The following is a 17102-nucleotide window of genomic DNA, read 5'->3' as shown; positions in this document are numbered from 1 at the left end:
AGCTATTAGCCATTACCAATTACCAATTCCCCATTCCCCATTCCCCATATCCCATTCTCCACATTTGTGTTAGCGCCTTCGCGGGCAAAGGTCTACTAAAGAAATATCCCTGGGCACCGTCACACTTAATTCCTCGCAAAAATTGTAACTGATCCCACGTTTCCACTCCCTCAGCAATTACTCTCAATTTCAGACCATGACCCAAAGCTAACACTACCTTAATAATAGCAGCATCGTTCCGATCGCTCATCAGCTCCTTTATAAACGACTGGTCTATTTTTAAATTGTCTAACGGCAAATGTTTCAGAGAAGACAGCGAAGAGTAACCCGTGCCAAAATCATCCATAGAAATATGAATACCCATCTGGCGCAACTGACAGAGAATAGCAATAGTAAACTGGACATCACGCACAGCAATACTCTCAGTAATTTCTATTTCTAAATATTCAGGTTTAAGCCCGCTTTCTTCTAAAATTTGCGGAATAGTTTTTACCAGACTTGTTTGCTGGAATTGGCGAGCCGAAAGATTAACTGCCATCCGAATTGGTGGTAATCCAGCTAACTGCCACGCTTTATTTTGAGCACAAGCAGTCCGCATTACCCATTCCCCAATAGGGCAAATTAATCCAGTTTCTTCTGCTAAAGGGATAAATTCATTAGGAGGAATCAATCCCCGTTCGGGATGGTGCCAGCGGAGTAGCGCTTCCACACCCATCATCATACCCGTATTTAAATCAATTTGCGGCTGATAATATAGCAGAAATTCTTTGTGTTCTAAAGCTCTGTATAAATTATTTTCTAATATCAGTCTCTCAAAAGCTTTACTCCCAATAGCAGGGCTATATAACTGATAATTATTCCTCCCTTGCTGTTTAGCTCTATACATCGCAGCATCAGCATTTTTCAGCAGCGTATCGGCATCTTCTCCGTCATAAGGAGCCAGAGCAATTCCCAAACTAGCTTTAATATAAAGTTCTCGATCTTCCAGTTGAAAAGGAGTATTAAGACTGTGCAGAATTAACTGACAAATCTTAGTAGTATCCTCCGCAGATTTAATATGAGAAAATAGAAAGGTGAATTCATCCCCACCCCATCTCGCAATAATATCTCCTGTCCGCAAAGAGGTAATTAAACGGTGGGCAACGCATTGTAATAATTGGTCGCCAACGGCATGACCAAGAGTATCATTAATGTGTTTGAATCCGTCCAAGTCGAGAAATACTACTGCTAGCATTTCCCCGCGCTGATTGGCATTCGCTAAAGCTAGAGATAGCCTTTCATTAAATAGTAACCTGTTGGCTAAACCAGTTAGTTGATCGTGAGAAGCTTGATGCCGTACCATCCCCTCTACCCGTCTTTGCATCACAGCCATATAAAGGTGAATTCCCAGCGATTTTGTCAGTTTTAATTCCTCATTCGTCCAGTTTTGTGCCTGTCCAGTTCTGACTTCTCGCCATGCTTGAAAGGAAATCCGGGGGCGGTGGTTGCGTTCGTCTCGATTCCAGCGCCCCGCCCATAAAGTATCGGTTTCTATTTCGCTGCGGAAAATAGTTAAGCAGCCCACGTACTGGTGGCGGTATTGCAGTGGTACGATCAGAATTGAGCGAATAGGAACTGAGTGGAAACTTGAAATTAAAGACTCTAATTGAGGTTCTTTGTAAATATCGGGAATTGTGTAAATTTGTGGTATAATAGAAGTGTAAATAGTTAAGTCTAGTCCTCTCTCTCCTCCCGCTATTAACGGTTGAAAGAAATTCTCTTCTGTGGTATTTTTGTGGGCAGTCGCCTCCCCTTCGTCTTGGTTGAAAACCCCCATCATTTGCTGCCAAAAAATACTTTCTTCAATCCATCCTTCCTTGGGCTGCGAACCGTAGATATAAAGTTGGGCAGGTTGACCAGTTGGATCGGGTGTGATATACAATCTCCCCCCGGAACCTGACAAGGCTTTAACTGTTTGTTCGAGAACAGTTTGCCGAATTTCTGTAATGTCCAGGGGGGAGTGGAGGAGGCTACTAATTTGGTTAACGATCGCTTCGTCGCGAGCTTGCTGTCTAGCTTGGCTGAGCAGAGAAGATTGAGCGATCGCAATTGAGAGTTGATCTACAAGCAACTGTACTATTTTCAACTCTCGCTCGCTGAATTGACGAGGTTTGCTGTGGTGAGCTACTAACAGTCCCCAAAGCCGATTTTGATGTAAAATTGGTACAGTCAGGGAAGCACAGACTCCCATCGTAGTCAGATATTCGACGTGGCAGGGGTCGGCTGCGCCATAGTAAATGTCCTCGATCGTTAAACTTTCCCCTGTTTCTGGGCAATCTAACCTGTTAATCGTCTGATGCTGCGACGTTACGTCTACAATCACTCGCTGGCGGGCTTTGATAAACATTTCCCGCGTGTGAAGCGGAATGTCGTTCGCCGGAAAATGGAGGCCCAGCAAAGAGGGCAAATTTTTGCCCTTAATTGATTCGGCAATTACCTCTCCGCTAGCATCGGCATCGAACCGATAGATTTTAACGCGATCGGTGTCTAAAAAAGAACGGATCTCTCGTGCTGTTGTTGTCAGAATCTCTTGCAGTTCTAGGGAACGACGAATGCGAGTAGTAATTCGGTTAAGCAAACTCTCGCGCTCCATTGCTGAGCTTGATAGTTGTCTAAGTTTTTTATTAGCCATCCCCTTCCATCTCCTAAGCTGAAAACAGCCATTTACGAATCACTATCGTGGAGCTTAAGTGTTATCTTAAATACACTTTGTCCTTTATTCGATAGTATTATTTTTAGGGGGTAAATATTAAAAAACTTGCACAAAATTTAAAATTTTTATTAAATCTCAAACAAAAGTCGCCAACCTTTGCTAGGAAGACGACTTAATGTTCTGGAGAGAATAGATAAGAGATGTCTGGTAAGTCCTACTTTCAGTTTCCTCCTTTAAGCTTCCTCCCAAATTTTTCGGATTCTCTCCGGTAAAAAGCCAGCTATTTCGTTAATTCGCTCCTGAGATAGCTCATCTTTAGTGGCAGAAAATACAGCCTTAATAGCGATTTCTGGCTTCACTCCCGAAGGAAGTCCGCCCTCTTGTTCGACGCGGAAAGCAAAAAGATCGGAATCGATTACAAAAGGAGCCGGCCCATGCCAAGGTGGACGCACTCGACTGAGCAATCCTATTAAAGGATTAGTATCTTTCCACAAATCGACAATTTCATCTTGCAGGCGTTTGTCCTCTGTAGGTAACGTCTCTTTATGTAGTTCAGCAGCTACGCGATCGGAGGCATCTGTTGTCATCAAGTCTCGCATGGTGCGATACACCAATTCGGTAATATCTTTGGCATCAAAAATATCCTCCAAGTGACCATTCACCATCACTTTTTCTAGGAAAGGGCGATCCTTATGAGCAATAGGAACCACTGAGCCTTGTTGGTGCAGAGACTTGCGAGGGCTCTGCTCTATCTTATTTAGCAGTTGATGACCTTTTTCAGTCAAATCTGCTTCTTGAAAAGCTACTAAGGGCGGCAGAGGATCTATGCCGCCGTAAGCGTCTCCACTAAATTCCGCCTCAATAAATCCTTGTTGATTGAGGTAATCCAAGTGACCGAGTAAGTCTGCTTCTGTAACTTCTTTGCCCACATACTCTTCTGCGGCTTGCTTAATTTCTGACTCGCCCCTGCTACCATCTCCTTCCTCAATCTTTTTCAGCAGGATGTAAGTCAGATCCTCTCTGATCGCTATTGTCATAAAAATCTCCTAATTATTTAATGAAAATTTATGCAGTTGTGGATTTTAAATCGTAAATTTTTACCTTCACTTCCTCCGCTATTTTTTTAGGGATGACAGCCTATATTTTATTGAAATCTAAAGCCTAAATCCTGGTATCTCTCAGTAGAAGTAAATTGAGAAATACCCCTACCAAAGCAAATACTACTCTAGATAGATGAGCCTTTAGTGAGAGCTATGCAATATTGGCACATCGTTGAAAGCAGCCTCAACTCAACTTCGCTAGTGCGGTATATCCGAATACACCACTTCACTACTTTTTGCTTTATAATTTCTTTATATTTGCTGCAAAACGACTGAAAATATAATTTCGCTAGTAGCTTGGCTCTCAGATGGATACTGTTGAGTTTAAATCCAGTCAAGGCTGCCAACTTACCAATCATAAACACGAGCCAGTCGGTCTCAGGTGCCGCTTCGCCACTTGGGGAATGCCTCGTTTCAAAGTTTTCTACGACAGAACCTTGCAAGTTTATGATTTACTCTACTCTGAGTACAGATTGGGAATGTACCTTGAACCCAGGTCAAAATAAATTTGACCCCCGACCTTTAGTTTTGGCTGTAGATGACGATCTGGACAACTTAGAATTGATGAGCCAAATTCTCGATTTGTTTGGTTGTTCGTGTTTGGGAACTGTGGATGGGAAAACAACACTCGCCATTATCCGCGATCGCCTACCCGATTTAATTTTATTAGACATCCGCCTGCCAGATATAGACGGAATTGAATTAATTTCCCAAATTAAGCAAGACCCAAAACTTGTCAATATTCCAATTATTGCCGTTACATCATTGGCAAGACCTGAAGACCGCAAGCGTATTCTCTTAGCTGGTTTTACTGACTACATTTGCAAACCTTTTAACCTGGATAATTTAGAAATAACTATCCGCCGCCACCTCCACTAGAGGGCATTTCTGATTTAGCCTTGGACTTGGTAACGACATCGCGAAATTTGGGGACAAACTCCAAAATCGCGATCGTTCCAGTCCTCCCTGTCTCTAAAGTCGAATCGTTGAGGAGATCGGTAACAGGTACTTCTAGAACTTTCTCGATCAGTTCCTTAAGTTGCGACTGAATCACCATATCCAGCTCGGAGCGTACCTGCTGAGCCAAACCTTCTTGACCGTTTTGGACTAAAAGTTGTTCGGGTGGAGTAAGGGCATTTTCCAAGACTATTATTAGCTTTTCATCTACAAGAGTGCAGCTCACTTGAGTGGGCTGATGTCCCAACTGAGAGCGATACAGAGCAAGTATGCGCTGCGAAAGATTCCGTTCTAACTGACCGCGAGTAGGCTCTAAAGTTTCCCCAGTCATAAATTTGCTATAGCTTAAGATGGCTCTATGAAGTGACTCGATCTAATAACTAAGTCTACAGCAAATTGATGAGATTCAGAATAGTCAATTTTAAGAGCGTCATCTGAGTAGAAGTTAGGCTTATTTGTCGCAACTTTTCGGCTTCAAGCTTAGTACAAGTTTAGTAGATTTCGGGTTTTGGATAAGAGATGCAAATTCAATATCCCATCCCCACTCTCCAGCGTAAACTAGAGCGATAAACGATAGCTTTTACTGAGGGAAAGTTCTCTCAAGGGGAACTTTCCCATAGATTATCCACCGCCAAACAACATATTTTACCCGATAGTGACTTGATTCGTTTCCACCCCACTGGCACCGTTGACACCTCTAGCAATATTTACCAATTTGTTGAGAACTTCCTGACTGGAAACTTTTCCTTTTAACACCACAGTGCCGCCCAGTTGAGCTACATATACACTATCGATATCTGCTACTTCAGGATTTTGATCGAAAGCAAGAGCCACACGCTTAGCCAAGCCACTTTGATCGTATTCTCCATTTAACCCTACTCGCTCTGCTGGAATAGTTTGCGTTGTTGTCGCAGATTTAGTTGCCGGGGCTTGAGCAGGAGCAGATTGAGGAGCAGATTGAGGAGCAGATTGAGGAGCGGGGGCTTCCTCTTGGTGAGGTTTTTCTAAACCAAATAGTCTTTGCAGCCAACCCATCGCTGATTATCCTCTAATAATGTTCGTGTAAATACAATTTAAGGTGGGCAGAAGTGCTATCTCATCTGCCTCTGGAGAGAAATTAACAAAGCTGCCAACAGTTATCCCCTCTATCACCCGCAAAAAGAAGAACTTGAAAATTTTTTGCCTCGTTTTTTAAGAGAGTTGGAGGGAGCTCTGCATCAGTCCTACACTTGTTTTCCCAGACTTTTTACAGCACTGTATGTAGAGGCAAAAATAAAATATTTTTAGCTGAAGCGAGCAATTTGTAACTTAAGAAACAAATTTTTTGCAAGTACAGGTTATACCTTAGAAAGATGTTACCCGCTCCGGAAAAGGAGAAAATGAGGATGTAATTGTACACCAGAGGAGAAAAAATGGATAAATCAATCCAGTGGATTCCTCTTCTTTATAGTTTGAGCCTTGGTGCAGCGTTTATAGTTCTTGCTTCTTCCTGCGCTGCACTTGTTTTCTAGCCAACAACTAGGAAACCTTACCCCACCCAAATTAGCTTTACTGACTGCCGTTCCATCGATAAGCAGTAATTGGTAAAGGTCGATCTTATCCTTCTTTCTTATTATGCACTACGAGAGGCATTAAGGGAGTCACAGAGTAAAATTTGGGAGAGCAACAAATTGACCCTTACGAGACTGAGGAGTTCGATCATGTTAAAGCAAATGTGCTGGTTGCCCCGCATGGGAAGTGAAAACCAGGAAAAAATTTTACACTTGCGGACAGCACCGAATCAACCCTGGCGGCCCTATACAGCTTTTGGGCAATTCGCTGTGCCGGATTACCTCGAACCCGGAGGCTCTAAAGGATGGGCAACATTTCAGAAATTAAGACTTCAAGGCTGGAACTTAATAGCCACTAGCGAGGTACAGCAATTCTTCGATGACGATCAAAAAATTGCTTGAGTTCCGGTTGCTAAAACATTTAAGTTTTCTTAAGTTTTATTCGGTGTGAAGGGCAAGATAATTCAACTAAAGTAGCATCTGCATCTTGCCCTTCACTGTATTTTCACTAAGATATTACCGCGCTGGCGCTACCTCCCTCGCTTCTTCGCTTTGTTGACTTTGCTGAGTAAAAATAGGCTTGCGAGTTTTCAAATTAAAGCGATATCCGTTAGGCAGGATATGTAGCCTTGCGCCGCAAACTGCCAAGGCTTCATCTTTTAAAAGTCCATCTAAATTATCATGGGTTTTTTCTGATTCGTCGATCACAGTAATAGCGCCTTCACCAATCACTTCAAACTCATCGCCGTTGACTGCTATAGCTGTATTTTCATCAATACCAAATCCTAAGACTGCGGGTTGTTGTGCCAGTGCTGAAACCAAGCGTCCTAAGCGACCCCGCTGTGCAAAATGCTGGTCAATTACTACCCCTGGCAGAAAACCCATTCCCGGCCCCATCGCTACTACATCAACGCGGGGATTGGTCTCAGATTCTCCTTCAATAATCATGATATCAGGCATCATTGCAGCTCCGGCACTGGTGCCGCCTATAATAATACCTTCTGAGTAGCGTTGGTGAATAGCTGCATCCAGTTCCGTGTCCTTCAAACAGCTAGTAATCCGCGATTGATCTCCGCCAGTAAAAAATACGCCTGTTGCCTGTTGAATTACTTCTAAGGCATCAGGGTTATTGGCATCTTCTCGTCGCTGAGTATCGACAACTCGCACGTCTTCTGCTCCTAACCGCTCAAATATTCTGATATAATTATCCCCTACTTCTCCAGGCAAGCTCGTCGCAGCCGTCATGATCGCAAGTCGAGCTTTAATACCTCCTGCGCGTCGCACGAACTCGCGGAGGATTTTACACTCACCCTCTTTGTCTTCGGCTCCGCCAATAATCAATAACTGCCCGCCATTTTCGCTTAAGGTCATAGCATCTCCTTTGTTCGCCTATATTCTAATAAAACACGACCATTTTTAACTCTAAAACTATCAAAAGGTAGAGATTGATACAGAAGTTTTTGGCTTAAGCTCATATACTTAGCGCTTTTTACAACCCTACATCATTGTCTACAAGTCTTAAAAGCCTGGGCAAAAACCTATATCCAATTAGCTAAACGCAGATAATTGGAGATTATATCTGCGTTGGTTATCGATTTATTTTTTAGGGCAATGTTGAATTACTGTGTTTGTTGAATCAAGGTGGTTAATAAAGAGTGTGCTTCTTCTAACGATAGGTGTCGGGGTTTGCCGTTCCAGACGATTTGGTATTCGTTGGAGTCTTGCCCGTCGCCATAGCCAGAAATCAGTTTCTTGTGAAAGGCTTCTTCAGCCAGTTCATGAAGTCGATCTCTGATAGCAGTTTTTGTCATGTTCATAATCCTGCTTCCTGATTTAATTCTATCTTTATATTGACCTACAGCTTAACTCACTCTGCCATCACTCGCAAGTTATAGTTTGCTGACATTAGGAACCGAACCTTTTTTATTCATAACTTAAAAAGCTAAAAAATCATCAATCCCTCTTATTAGCTATGTCTTTAGATAGTTGGAAATACACTGGCTATAAAGTAATAATAAAGTTTTAGTTCAAAGTAGGTATTCAATGCTGCAAGAAAAAGTCGCAGATACAGTCCGAGTCAATGCCAGGAAAAGCGATGTGTTTGATATTTTTAACTTCAAGCACTTTATGGGCGCAAACCCATATTTAGAAACAGCGGCTTTAGTATTTGATTTCGCCGTGACTGACTCTAGAGAACCTCTACCGATCGCTAACTATCTGGAAGCAATAGGCGATCGCTACCCGCAGCTACTAGGCGAAACTTACGAATCTCACGCCCACTTATTTGCCCGCACTGCTTCCGAAGTCGGGAAACTGGACATGGGCTTACACTTCAATTGCTGGAATGTCAAGGATGATGGGCATTATCATCGGATTAGTATCGAAGCTATCCACGCCCGCACGGCGAGGGCTGTAGTTTACGCGGTTTGGGATTGGTTTGAAGCGATTAACCAAGGTCAAGACTTTCCCATAGAAGAACAAATTAGCGTACTCCAAAGTATGTTCCGGCAGTCAGTTTATGGCGGGCCAACTGTCTATTCTCTCATGCGCGAAGCGACTCAGAAAGGCATTCCCAGTTTTTATCTGTGGGATGAAGGATTAATGCAGTACGGTTATGGCAAAAAATTAGTGCGCGGACAAGCGACTACTTTTGACTCTGATAGCCATTTGGATTCGGATTTTACTACTCGTAAAGATGACTGTAAAGCATTTTTGGCAACGTTAGGTTTTCCCGTACCTAAAGGCGATATTGTTACTACTGAAAACGGAGCGATCGCGGCTGCCAGAGAGATTGACTATCCAGTTGCAGTTAAACCTGTAGTCGGTCATAAAGGAATTGGGGTAACGGCTGATATCCAAGATGCTGAGGAATTAGCAGCGGCTTTTAAGAGAGCAGTTAAGGCGATTCCAGAGCAAGCACCTGTGCGAGTTATTGTTGAGCAAAGCTTTAAGGGCGCTGACTTCCGGTTATTGTGTGTTAATGGCCGATTTGTGGCTGCAACTGAACGTCGTCCCGCCTGGGTGGTGGGGGATGGGCGATCGCCTATTCGCGATCTAATTCGTCGAGAAAACAGAACCCTGGCACGTTTAGACACTCCGACTTCGCCGCTAAGTAAGATTCAGTGCGATGAGGCGATGGAGATGTATTTGCAGGAACAGGGATTATCTCTGGATAGCGTAATTGAGAGCGATCGCACTGTCTATCTCCGCAAAGTTGCTAATCTCTCCGCAGGTGGTGTCAGCATCGATGCTACCCCCACTCTTCACCCAGACAATATCATTCTCGCTCAAGATATTGCCCAACACTTTCGACTGACTTGTTTGGGCATTGATGCGATCTCCCCAAATCTCGGTCAATCTTGGAAAGAAGGGAATTTTGGTATCTTAGAAATTAATGCTGCTCCCGGTATTTTCATGCACCTTAATCCCGCCCTTGGCGAGAGCGTTGATGTGCCTGCTCACATTCTTGAAACTTTCTTTGAATCAGGAAATTCAGCACGAATACCAATTATTACTTTTAACCGGGTTTCAGTTCAAGAATTGCAAGAAACTATCGATCGTATTCTGTTGGAATATCCAGAATGGAGTATTGGTGCTGTTTGCCGCGATGCTGTTTTTGTCAACCGCTCCGAGAAGTTTTTGAATAAGGACTATAACCTGAATGTGCAAAGTTTACTCCGAAATCCCAAGCTGGATTTGTTGATTGCTGAGTATCCCGAAAGTGTCTTGGAAGAGCAAGGAATGTTTTACCAAGGCAGTAATATGGTAGTGCTGAATAATCCTACGGAAACCGAGCGGGTGTTGGCACGAGATCTCCTTGATGACTCGACTTTAGTTGTTAGGGAAGGTGCGAATATTTCTATCCGCCGCAAAGGTTTGATGGAACAATATACCCTTGGCGATGGTGAACCATTTACGCGGGTTTATTTGAAGGAGATTGGGACTATTTTGTGAAATGGAGCTAGGGTTTAGGGGTTAGGAAATTTTGAGTACACGAATTACTTCGCTTGCTTGATATTCCGGGTAATTTAGGCATAGCTAACCTCTAGCTAGTGACAATAAAATGCACAGGTGGGCGCTCGCCGCAACCATCTTCTTCTATGAGCTACAGGCAATGTGCGGCGAGCGCCCACCCTACGTTTAATTATTTTCGACTGCTTAGCGGGGAATTAGGAATGGCGAGATCGATAGCGTAAGCTTAGGTATGATATAATTTAAAATCTGTAGGGCTGGTGAAATTTATTTTAATAACTGCAATGAGCCAAGCTACCTCAATAACAAGTGAATATCAAATAACTATAACTTCTCAACTCTGGCAAAGAGTTGAGCAAATTGCCGGAGAATTTAACTTGTCTGTTTTGGAACTATTGGAACAGATAGGTGAAGGTCAATTGAAAGTTGTTGCGACCCAAACCAATTCAGAAAAACTGACTTGTGTAGATATTGCAAATTATTTCATTTGGTTAGCCTCAAAAACCGATCGAGAAATCAACGTCTATAAGCTACAAAAACTGGTATATTACGCTCAAGCTTGGCATTTAGGAGTTTACGAAACGCTATTATTTGATGAAGATTTTCAAGCATGGATTCACGGCCCGGTGATTCCCGATTTATTAGAAAAGTATCAATACCAATTTAATTGGGAACCAATTGTAGAAAAAATTGAAAAGCCGAAACTTTCCGAACAAATTGAGGAATTTATAGAAGAAGTTGCCGAGGCATATTTTGAGTATGATGATGAAACTTTAGAGCGAATGATTTGCAGTGAAAAGCCTTGGCTAGAAGCGAGAGGGGATTTACCGAGAGAGGAATCTTGTCATGCCATTATTTCTCAAGAATCGATGAAAAAATATTATTCTGCCCGTGTCAAAGAAGAAACCTCTGTCTAAAATTGTCGCTTCTCAACCAAAAACGCCCAAAGTTTTGGGATTTTCCTTCAAGTATTTGCAAACCCAGAATCAAAAATTTTCAATTCGCGATCGCGATGGGAATTATTTTACTGCTTTTTTGGAAAGATTGCGGGATTTATCAACATTAACAGCACAAGAAGTGAAGATGAATCGAAGTCAATCCCTTCGGTGTCATCCAATTAAATGGCGAGAAACAACCGAACCCAATGGGTTTGGTATCGCTAATGAAAAAGAATTAGTAACAATTCCTTATCAGTTTTCTCTTTCAACTAACGAACACGGCCGAGTGCATGGATTTTTTATTGAAGATGTATTTTATATTGTTTGGTTAGATCCGAACCATAATCTTTATCAGTAAGCACTTGTTCCCTAAATAATGGAAGTGAGGCGCGATCGCTCTTAAGTATGAGATAAAAGGAAGGGCGATCGCGCTTTTTTTCTTGTCCATCAACTCAAGTTAGCACCCTCAAGCTTCTGTTGCTGTTGACACTTACGCTTCTTCACGGCACTACGGATAAAGCCAATTCCCATCAAAGTACCCAATACAGTAGCGGGTTCTGGAACTTGCTCAGGATTAGAATCATCCTTAGTACCCAGAGGCATTGGACTAATGTAAAAAACCTGATCGTTAAAATCGCGGTCAGAGCCTTCATTTCTCCCACTTGTCGCACCCTTAGCTCCAAAAAGATCCTCGAACCCCAGCAAAACACCACCTTTGTAGGAATAAGCAATAAGGTGTGCTAAACCGTCTGAATTATCAGCTATATCTGCACTATAGACATCTGTTAGACCATCCTTAAAGTTCTTTGAAAGCAACTGAAACTTAAAGACAGTACCAGCCGTAAATTTACCCAGTTCCACATAGTCACCAATGTTGAGCGCACCATCATTAGACTCAGAGATGGGGCATCCACTTTTACAGGAAATATCAGGAAAGATTACTCCTGACTGAATAACATTAGAACCCTTACTTGCGGTGAAAACTAATTGGTTTCGTTTGGTTGCTCCCTCGTTCACAAAGAAAATATGAGGGTTGCTATCAGCGCCGAGAATCAAGCTTGTGGGATCTAAAGCTTTAAGATCCGGGTTAGCAAGTTCCATTCTTTCCTGCTGAACGAATTGCTGTAACTCATTAATGATGTCTTTGACTCCTGTTGTGTCAGTCGCGATGGTGTTAATTTGAAAAGCACCAGCAGGGATTGTGTTAAATAAGATGCTAGTTAAGGTAGTAGTCAGCCCGATCGAGACTTTACTTGCCATGAGTTTCATGCGATCGCTCCTCAGTCTTGCTATTTATTAGTTAGCTCATTTTATGGTATTTATTGAGCTTTGTCAGTTGGGAAATGTCTGATTTTGTCTGAAAATGGATATATTTTTCTTGCTATAATTCGGAAAATGTCGTAAAATGTCCTAAAAAGCCAGAAAATTCGCCCCCACTACCCAATAATGGACATTAAAGAAATCTTAAAGTTTGGCGATGCTCTAGTCTTTGCAAAGACGGGAAAACACCTAGACGATGTACAAGATGCTTTACTGCGTGGTGCTTGGAAAGGTCAGACTTACACCCAAATTGCAGAGGAATCCGGCTATAGCGATGGTTATCTCAGAGATGTTGCCTCAGAATTATGGAAAATCTTATCAGAGTTATTAGGAGAAAATATTAACAAATCAAATTTTTGCTCGACAATAGAGAGGTGTAGATTTTCTATTATTTCATCAACTTTTGAAAACAATTTTGCCCATAATAATATCAATATTTGTAGAGATATTGTAAACTCTCCAACAGTCTCACAAGGGCGATCGCACCCCAACCCAGACAGCGACAAACCTCAAACCCGTCAAGACTTAAGAGACGCACCCGACATCACCCCACTATACGATCGCGCACTCGAACTCACAACCCTAGAACAATGGATTGTACGCGATCGCACCCGCCTAATCGCCATATTAGGAATCAGCGGCATAGGCAAAACCGCGATCGCACTCCACCTCCTGCCACAAATTCAGCATCAATTTGACTATGTAATTTGGCGAAGTCTTCGCACATCCCCAACCCTTGAAACTACCTTAAAAAACCTAATTAAATTTATCTCCGATCGAGCAGATAGCGATTTGCCAGTCAGCACAGATGATAAACTTTCAATATTAATACAATATCTGCGATCGCACCGCTGCCTCATTATCTTAGATGACGTACAAACGATCCTCAGTAGCGGACAAATAGCAGGTAATTACCGTCCTGAATATGAAAATTACGGCACACTATTCAGACTTGTATCAGAAATTCCCCACAACAGTTGCTTAATCCTTAACAGTTGGGAACCCCCTAGAGAAATTGCCGCATTAACAGGAGAAAATGCACCCGTTCGCACATTATATCTAGGCGGATTGGGTACAGCAGCATCCGAAATCTTCAAAGACAAAGGTTTACTTGAAGACGAGAACTGGCAAACTATTATTAACACCTACGGAGGCAATCCCTTATGGTTAAAAATAGTTGCCACAATGATTCAAGAATTATTTAATTGTAAAGTTAGCGAATATTTAAAATATGATATCTTGTTTCTGGGGGAAGAATTAAAAGCAATATTGCAGCAACACTTAAATCGCTTGTCTGACTTAGAAAAACAGGTGATTATCTACGTCGGGAATGCAGCCGAACCCATCTCAATTTCCCAATTGATAAAAGATATGAAATTGCCGGCCTCAGAGTTAATCAATGCCATTCAATCCTTGGGACGGCGTTCATTGATTGAGAAACATGAACAAGAAAATATAACACTTTTTAACCTGTCACCAACATTCAAACAATATGTAAACTTAAGGGCGATCGATCGTTAAAACCAATCACCCTTAAAACAACCAATTTTTTCTCTTTTTTCCAAAGTTTATGACGACTGCAACCAGTTGCGAAACTTAACCGCCGCCGTACCAATAGACTGACCTACTTGCTTTTTCAACCGCCACTTTTGAAAAGCTTGCTCATACTCTTCCCCTTCACTTTGATAGGTATTCCAAGCACTAAGAGACAGTCCTAATCCCCAACCTAATAAAATGTAAAGCGACCAAGAAAGCTCGTGATTTGATGCTAAATTAAGCAGCAATAAGAAAGTATTGACAATACCGTACTTAACTAAATTTTGCTGCAATTTGCTGCGGCGATAAGCATTAAAAACATTCTTTTCTTGAAATTCTCCCCTATGGGCCATCCATTCCAATTCCGCCGCCTGAATGTCCGCTGGAGAGATACCTAATTCACTGGCCACCTCGAAAAGCTGGGTTCTAGACATTTCTCCGGTTTCTTCTCTACGCGCGATCGCTAACTGGAGAATTTGTTGAGCATCCTCCGAGGCATAAGTTTGAGTGATTTGATTTTCTGTTGTCGCCATATTAAGTTTTCTAGCTTCCTAACATCTTCTCTATCTTATCTACATTGAGCGGGAAATGACAGGTAGTGAAAAGGGGGGATTTCACTACTACCAATGTAAATTCTGTGCAGAACTCAAGTTACCGGCTAATAAGTAGGTGGACATAAATAAATGCTACCATATAATTGCGAGTAGCAACGAAGCCATCCTAAGTCCTTGTGTTCGCGAAGTTTACTCAAAGAGCATATCCTTTATTAAACATAATGTTAACAGTTAACAGTTAACAAATAACAGTTAACAAATAACACATAACTATAAATATTATTTTGCGCTACAATGACAAATAATTGCTTAATGTATTTCATTAGAAGTCGATCTGTAATTATGACTAATCGTCTTGCCCAATCTCAAAGTCTTTACCTCCGCAAACACGCTGAAAATCCCATTGATTGGTGGCCTTGGTGCGATGAAGCCTTGGAAATAGCTAGCCGCGAAAACAAGCCGATCTTTCTTTCTGTGGGCTATTCTAGTTGCCACTGGTGTACTGTGATGGAAAATGAGGCATTTTCTAATGCTGCGATCGCAGAGTACATGAACGCCCATTTTATCCCCATTAAAGTCGATCGCGAAGAACGTCCTGACTTGGATAGCATCTATATGCAGGCGTTACAAATGATGACTGGTCAAGGTGGTTGGCCCCTGAATATTTTTCTCGATCCCATCGATCGCATTCCCTTCTACGGCGGTACTTACTTCCCAGTCTATCCCCGCTATGGAAGACCTGGCTTTCTAGAAGTTCTGCACGCAATTCGCCGCTTTTACGATCTGGAAAAAGGCAAGTTGCAAGCTTTCAAAGAAGAGATTTTAGCACATTTTCAGCAGTCGGCGGCACTGTCTGGAACGGAGAAGTTAAGCGGTAAATTACTCCGACGCGGTTTAGAAACTAGCACTGCGATTATTAGCGCTCGCGAGTATGGCCCTAGTTTTCCAATGATGCCTTATTCTGAATCTGCTTTGCGCGGAATGCGGTTTAATCTTGAAGGCAAATCTGACAGTCAGCAAGTTTGCACGCAGCGGGGTTTAGACTTAGCTTTAGGTGGCATTTATGACCACGTTGCCGGCGGATTTCACCGATATACCGTTGACGGAACTTGGACTGTACCGCACTTTGAAAAGATGCTCTATGATAACGGTCAAATCGTTGAATATTTGGCTAATTTGTGGAGTGCAGGAGTTAGAGAACCAGCTTTTGAGCGTGCAGTTGCGGGGACGGTAGAGTGGTTGCAAAGGGAAATGATTGCACCTGCTGGTTATTTTTATGCTGCACAAGATGCTGACAATTTCACCAATATCGAAGAGACTGAACCGGAGGAAGGAGCGTTTTATGTTTGGAGTTACAGCGAATTAGAAAATTTGCTGGAAGCTGATGAATTTAGAGAACTTCAAGAGCAGTTTACTGTCACGCAGACGGGCAATTTTGAAGCGAAGAATGTCTTGCAACGCCGCCATCCTGGTAAATTGAGTTCTACTCTGGAAACTGCTTTAGCTAAACTATTTAAAGTTCGCTATGGTGCTGTTCCTGAAAGTGTAAAAGTCTTTCCTCCCGCGCGTAACAATCAGGAAGCTAAAAGTTATGATTGGCCGGGTAGAATTCCAGCGGTGACTGATACTAAGATGATTGTAGCTTGGAATAGCTTAATGATTTCTGGTTTAGCTAGAGCCACTGCTGTTTTTCACAAGTCAGAATACTTGGAACTGGCCGCTAAAGCGGCTAATTTTATCTTAGACAATCAATGGATTGATGGACGCTTTCACCGACTAAATTATGACGGCAAATCGGCTGTTATGGCGCAGTCTGAAGATTATGCTTTGTTTTTGAAAGCACTGCTAGATTTGCATCAGGTATCTGAGGGTTGGTTGGAGACAAAACCTGACAGTTTTAACCTCAAACCTGAAGTTTGGTTAGAGAAAGCAGTGAAAATACAAGAGGAGTTTGACGAATTTCTTTGGAGTATTGAGGTAGGAGGTTATTACAATACTGCGAGTGATGCAAGTGCAGATTTATTAGTACGGGAACGCAGTTATACAGATAATGCAACACCAGCGGCGAATGGAGTTGCGATCGCGAATCTTGTACGCCTAACATTGCTAACAGAAGACTTGCAATATCTCGATCGCGCTGAGCAAGGTTTGCAAGCTTTTAGTAGCGTGATGCAGGATTCTCCTCAAGCTTGTCCGAGTCTGTTTGCAGCGCTCGATTGGTATCAAAATTGTACCTTGATTCGTACTACCAGAGATGAAATTTCCGGCTTGATTTCCCAATATCAGCCAACTGCTGTTTATAAGAGCGAAAGCAATCTAACAGAGGGCGTGGTAGGATTAGTTTGTCAGGCTTTAAGTTGTAAGAAACCTGCTAAAACTAAAGAGCAGTTGTTAGAACAGATTCAACAAAGCCAAATCCGATGTTGAAGGTTTTACTGTCAGCATAAACTATAGATTGTAAGGTGGGCGCTCTCTCAAAAATT

15 protein-coding genes are annotated in these 17102 nt (G+C 42.3%); 7 read left to right on the top strand and 8 right to left on the bottom strand.

Going from position 1 to position 17102, the window contains the following annotated elements; all coding sequences use genetic code 11:
* Positions 1-19 precede the first annotated feature (19 nt).
* Positions 20-2671, bottom strand: coding sequence for an EAL domain-containing protein (locus OSCI_RS05755; protein ID WP_019486813.1), 2652 nt, complete (start codon positions 2669-2671; stop codon positions 20-22).
* 254 nt (positions 2672-2925) lie between these two features.
* Positions 2926-3729, bottom strand: a complete 804-nt coding sequence (locus tag OSCI_RS05750; RefSeq protein ID WP_007353932.1) for a DUF2267 domain-containing protein — start codon at positions 3727-3729, stop codon at positions 2926-2928.
* 510 nt (positions 3730-4239) lie between these two features.
* On the opposite strand from OSCI_RS05750, the gene OSCI_RS05745 reads away from it, so the two are divergent.
* Entirely contained in the window at positions 4240-4671 is a 432-nt protein-coding gene (locus tag OSCI_RS05745) for a response regulator (protein ID WP_007353931.1), read from the top strand.
* On the opposite strand, the gene OSCI_RS05740 is transcribed toward OSCI_RS05745, so the two are convergent.
* Positions 4649-5080, bottom strand: coding sequence for a DUF2294 domain-containing protein (locus OSCI_RS05740; protein ID WP_007353930.1), 432 nt, complete (start codon positions 5078-5080; stop codon positions 4649-4651). The two genes, OSCI_RS05745 and OSCI_RS05740, sit on opposite strands and share 23 nt — an antisense overlap.
* Before the next feature lie 314 nt (positions 5081-5394).
* Entirely contained in the window at positions 5395-5784 is a 390-nt protein-coding gene (locus OSCI_RS05735; RefSeq protein ID WP_007353929.1) for a BON domain-containing protein, read from the bottom strand.
* A 665-nt stretch (positions 5785-6449) separates the two neighbouring features.
* Between OSCI_RS05735 and OSCI_RS05730 the strand changes: the two genes are divergently transcribed.
* A complete protein-coding gene (locus OSCI_RS05730) occupies positions 6450-6701 on the top strand; it encodes a hypothetical protein (protein WP_019486811.1) in 252 nt (83 codons plus the stop codon).
* A gap of 114 nt (positions 6702-6815) precedes the next feature.
* Here OSCI_RS05730 and OSCI_RS05725 read toward each other — a convergent pair whose 3' ends face one another.
* Positions 6816-7670 (bottom strand): cyanophycinase, encoded by an 855-nt coding sequence (locus OSCI_RS05725; RefSeq protein WP_007353928.1) that lies wholly within the window; start codon positions 7668-7670, stop codon positions 6816-6818.
* A 248-nt stretch (positions 7671-7918) separates the two neighbouring features.
* A complete protein-coding gene (locus OSCI_RS05720; protein ID WP_007353927.1) occupies positions 7919-8116 on the bottom strand; it encodes a hypothetical protein in 198 nt (65 codons plus the stop codon).
* A gap of 226 nt (positions 8117-8342) precedes the next feature.
* On the opposite strand from OSCI_RS05720, the gene OSCI_RS05715 reads away from it, so the two are divergent.
* The 3 genes from OSCI_RS05715 (at position 8343) to OSCI_RS05705 (ending at position 11567) form a co-directional block, all read left to right on the top strand.
* Complete coding sequence (locus OSCI_RS05715; RefSeq protein WP_007353926.1) at positions 8343-10253, top strand: acetate--CoA ligase family protein; 1911 nt, start codon at positions 8343-8345, stop codon at positions 10251-10253.
* Between the two features lie 302 nt (positions 10254-10555).
* On the top strand, positions 10556-11188 hold the full coding sequence (locus tag OSCI_RS05710) for a Panacea domain-containing protein (protein ID WP_007353925.1): 633 nt from the start codon (positions 10556-10558) through the stop codon (positions 11186-11188).
* The gene (locus tag OSCI_RS05705; protein ID WP_007353924.1) at positions 11163-11567 is read left to right on the top strand and encodes a hypothetical protein; all 405 of its coding nucleotides are present in this window, start codon (positions 11163-11165) and stop codon (positions 11565-11567) included. The genes OSCI_RS05710 and OSCI_RS05705 overlap by 26 nt, the downstream gene beginning before the upstream one ends.
* Positions 11568-11656: 89 nt before the next feature.
* On the opposite strand, the gene OSCI_RS05700 is transcribed toward OSCI_RS05705, so the two are convergent.
* Positions 11657-12469, bottom strand: coding sequence for a DUF4114 domain-containing protein (locus OSCI_RS05700; RefSeq protein WP_234708707.1), 813 nt, complete (start codon positions 12467-12469; stop codon positions 11657-11659).
* A 186-nt stretch (positions 12470-12655) separates the two neighbouring features.
* On the opposite strand from OSCI_RS05700, the gene OSCI_RS05695 reads away from it, so the two are divergent.
* Entirely contained in the window at positions 12656-14050 is a 1395-nt protein-coding gene (locus tag OSCI_RS05695; RefSeq protein WP_007353922.1) for an NB-ARC domain-containing protein, read from the top strand.
* Between the two features lie 47 nt (positions 14051-14097).
* Here OSCI_RS05695 and OSCI_RS05690 read toward each other — a convergent pair whose 3' ends face one another.
* Positions 14098-14598: a 2TM domain-containing protein gene (locus OSCI_RS05690; protein ID WP_007353921.1), complete on the bottom strand. Its 501-nt coding sequence runs from the start codon at positions 14596-14598 to the stop codon at positions 14098-14100.
* 363 nt (positions 14599-14961) lie between these two features.
* Here OSCI_RS05690 and OSCI_RS05685 point away from each other — a divergent pair, with 363 nt between their 5' ends.
* On the top strand, positions 14962-17046 hold the full coding sequence (locus OSCI_RS05685) for a thioredoxin domain-containing protein (RefSeq protein WP_007353920.1): 2085 nt from the start codon (positions 14962-14964) through the stop codon (positions 17044-17046).
* Positions 17047-17102 lie beyond the last annotated feature (56 nt).

Source organism: Kamptonema sp. PCC 6506 (assembly GCF_000180455.1).
GTDB classification, from domain to species: domain Bacteria; phylum Cyanobacteriota; class Cyanobacteriia; order Cyanobacteriales; family Microcoleaceae; genus Kamptonema; species Kamptonema formosum.
The sequence above is the reverse complement of the archived record's forward strand: the minus strand, read 5'-3'. Positions and strand labels throughout refer to the sequence as shown.

Bases quoted from the DNA above. Each gene is read 5' to 3' on its own strand.
- OSCI_RS05740 (WP_007353930.1), bottom strand. From the start codon at position 5,080: ATGACTGGGGAAACTTTAGAGCCTACTCGCGGTCAGTTAGAACGGAAT.
- OSCI_RS05735 (WP_007353929.1), bottom strand. From the start codon at position 5,784: ATGGGTTGGCTGCAAAGACTATTTGGTTTAGAAAAACCTCACCAAGAG.
- OSCI_RS05700 (WP_234708707.1), bottom strand. From the start codon at position 12,469: ATGGCAAGTAAAGTCTCGATCGGGCTGACTACTACCTTAACTAGCATC.
- OSCI_RS05745 (WP_007353931.1), top strand. From the start codon at position 4,240: ATGATTTACTCTACTCTGAGTACAGATTGGGAATGTACCTTGAACCCA.
- OSCI_RS05750 (WP_007353932.1), bottom strand. From the start codon at position 3,729: ATGACAATAGCGATCAGAGAGGATCTGACTTACATCCTGCTGAAAAAG.
- OSCI_RS05720 (WP_007353927.1), bottom strand. From the start codon at position 8,116: ATGAACATGACAAAAACTGCTATCAGAGATCGACTTCATGAACTGGCT.
- OSCI_RS05710 (WP_007353925.1), top strand. From the start codon at position 10,556: ATGAGCCAAGCTACCTCAATAACAAGTGAATATCAAATAACTATAACT.
- OSCI_RS05695 (WP_007353922.1), top strand. From the start codon at position 12,656: ATGGACATTAAAGAAATCTTAAAGTTTGGCGATGCTCTAGTCTTTGCA.
- OSCI_RS05715 (WP_007353926.1), top strand. From the start codon at position 8,343: ATGCTGCAAGAAAAAGTCGCAGATACAGTCCGAGTCAATGCCAGGAAA.
- OSCI_RS05755 (WP_019486813.1), bottom strand. From the start codon at position 2,671: ATGGCTAATAAAAAACTTAGACAACTATCAAGCTCAGCAATGGAGCGC.
- OSCI_RS05730 (WP_019486811.1), top strand. From the start codon at position 6,450: ATGTTAAAGCAAATGTGCTGGTTGCCCCGCATGGGAAGTGAAAACCAG.
- OSCI_RS05685 (WP_007353920.1), top strand. From the start codon at position 14,962: ATGACTAATCGTCTTGCCCAATCTCAAAGTCTTTACCTCCGCAAACAC.
- OSCI_RS05690 (WP_007353921.1), bottom strand. From the start codon at position 14,598: ATGGCGACAACAGAAAATCAAATCACTCAAACTTATGCCTCGGAGGAT.
- OSCI_RS05725 (WP_007353928.1), bottom strand. From the start codon at position 7,670: ATGACCTTAAGCGAAAATGGCGGGCAGTTATTGATTATTGGCGGAGCC.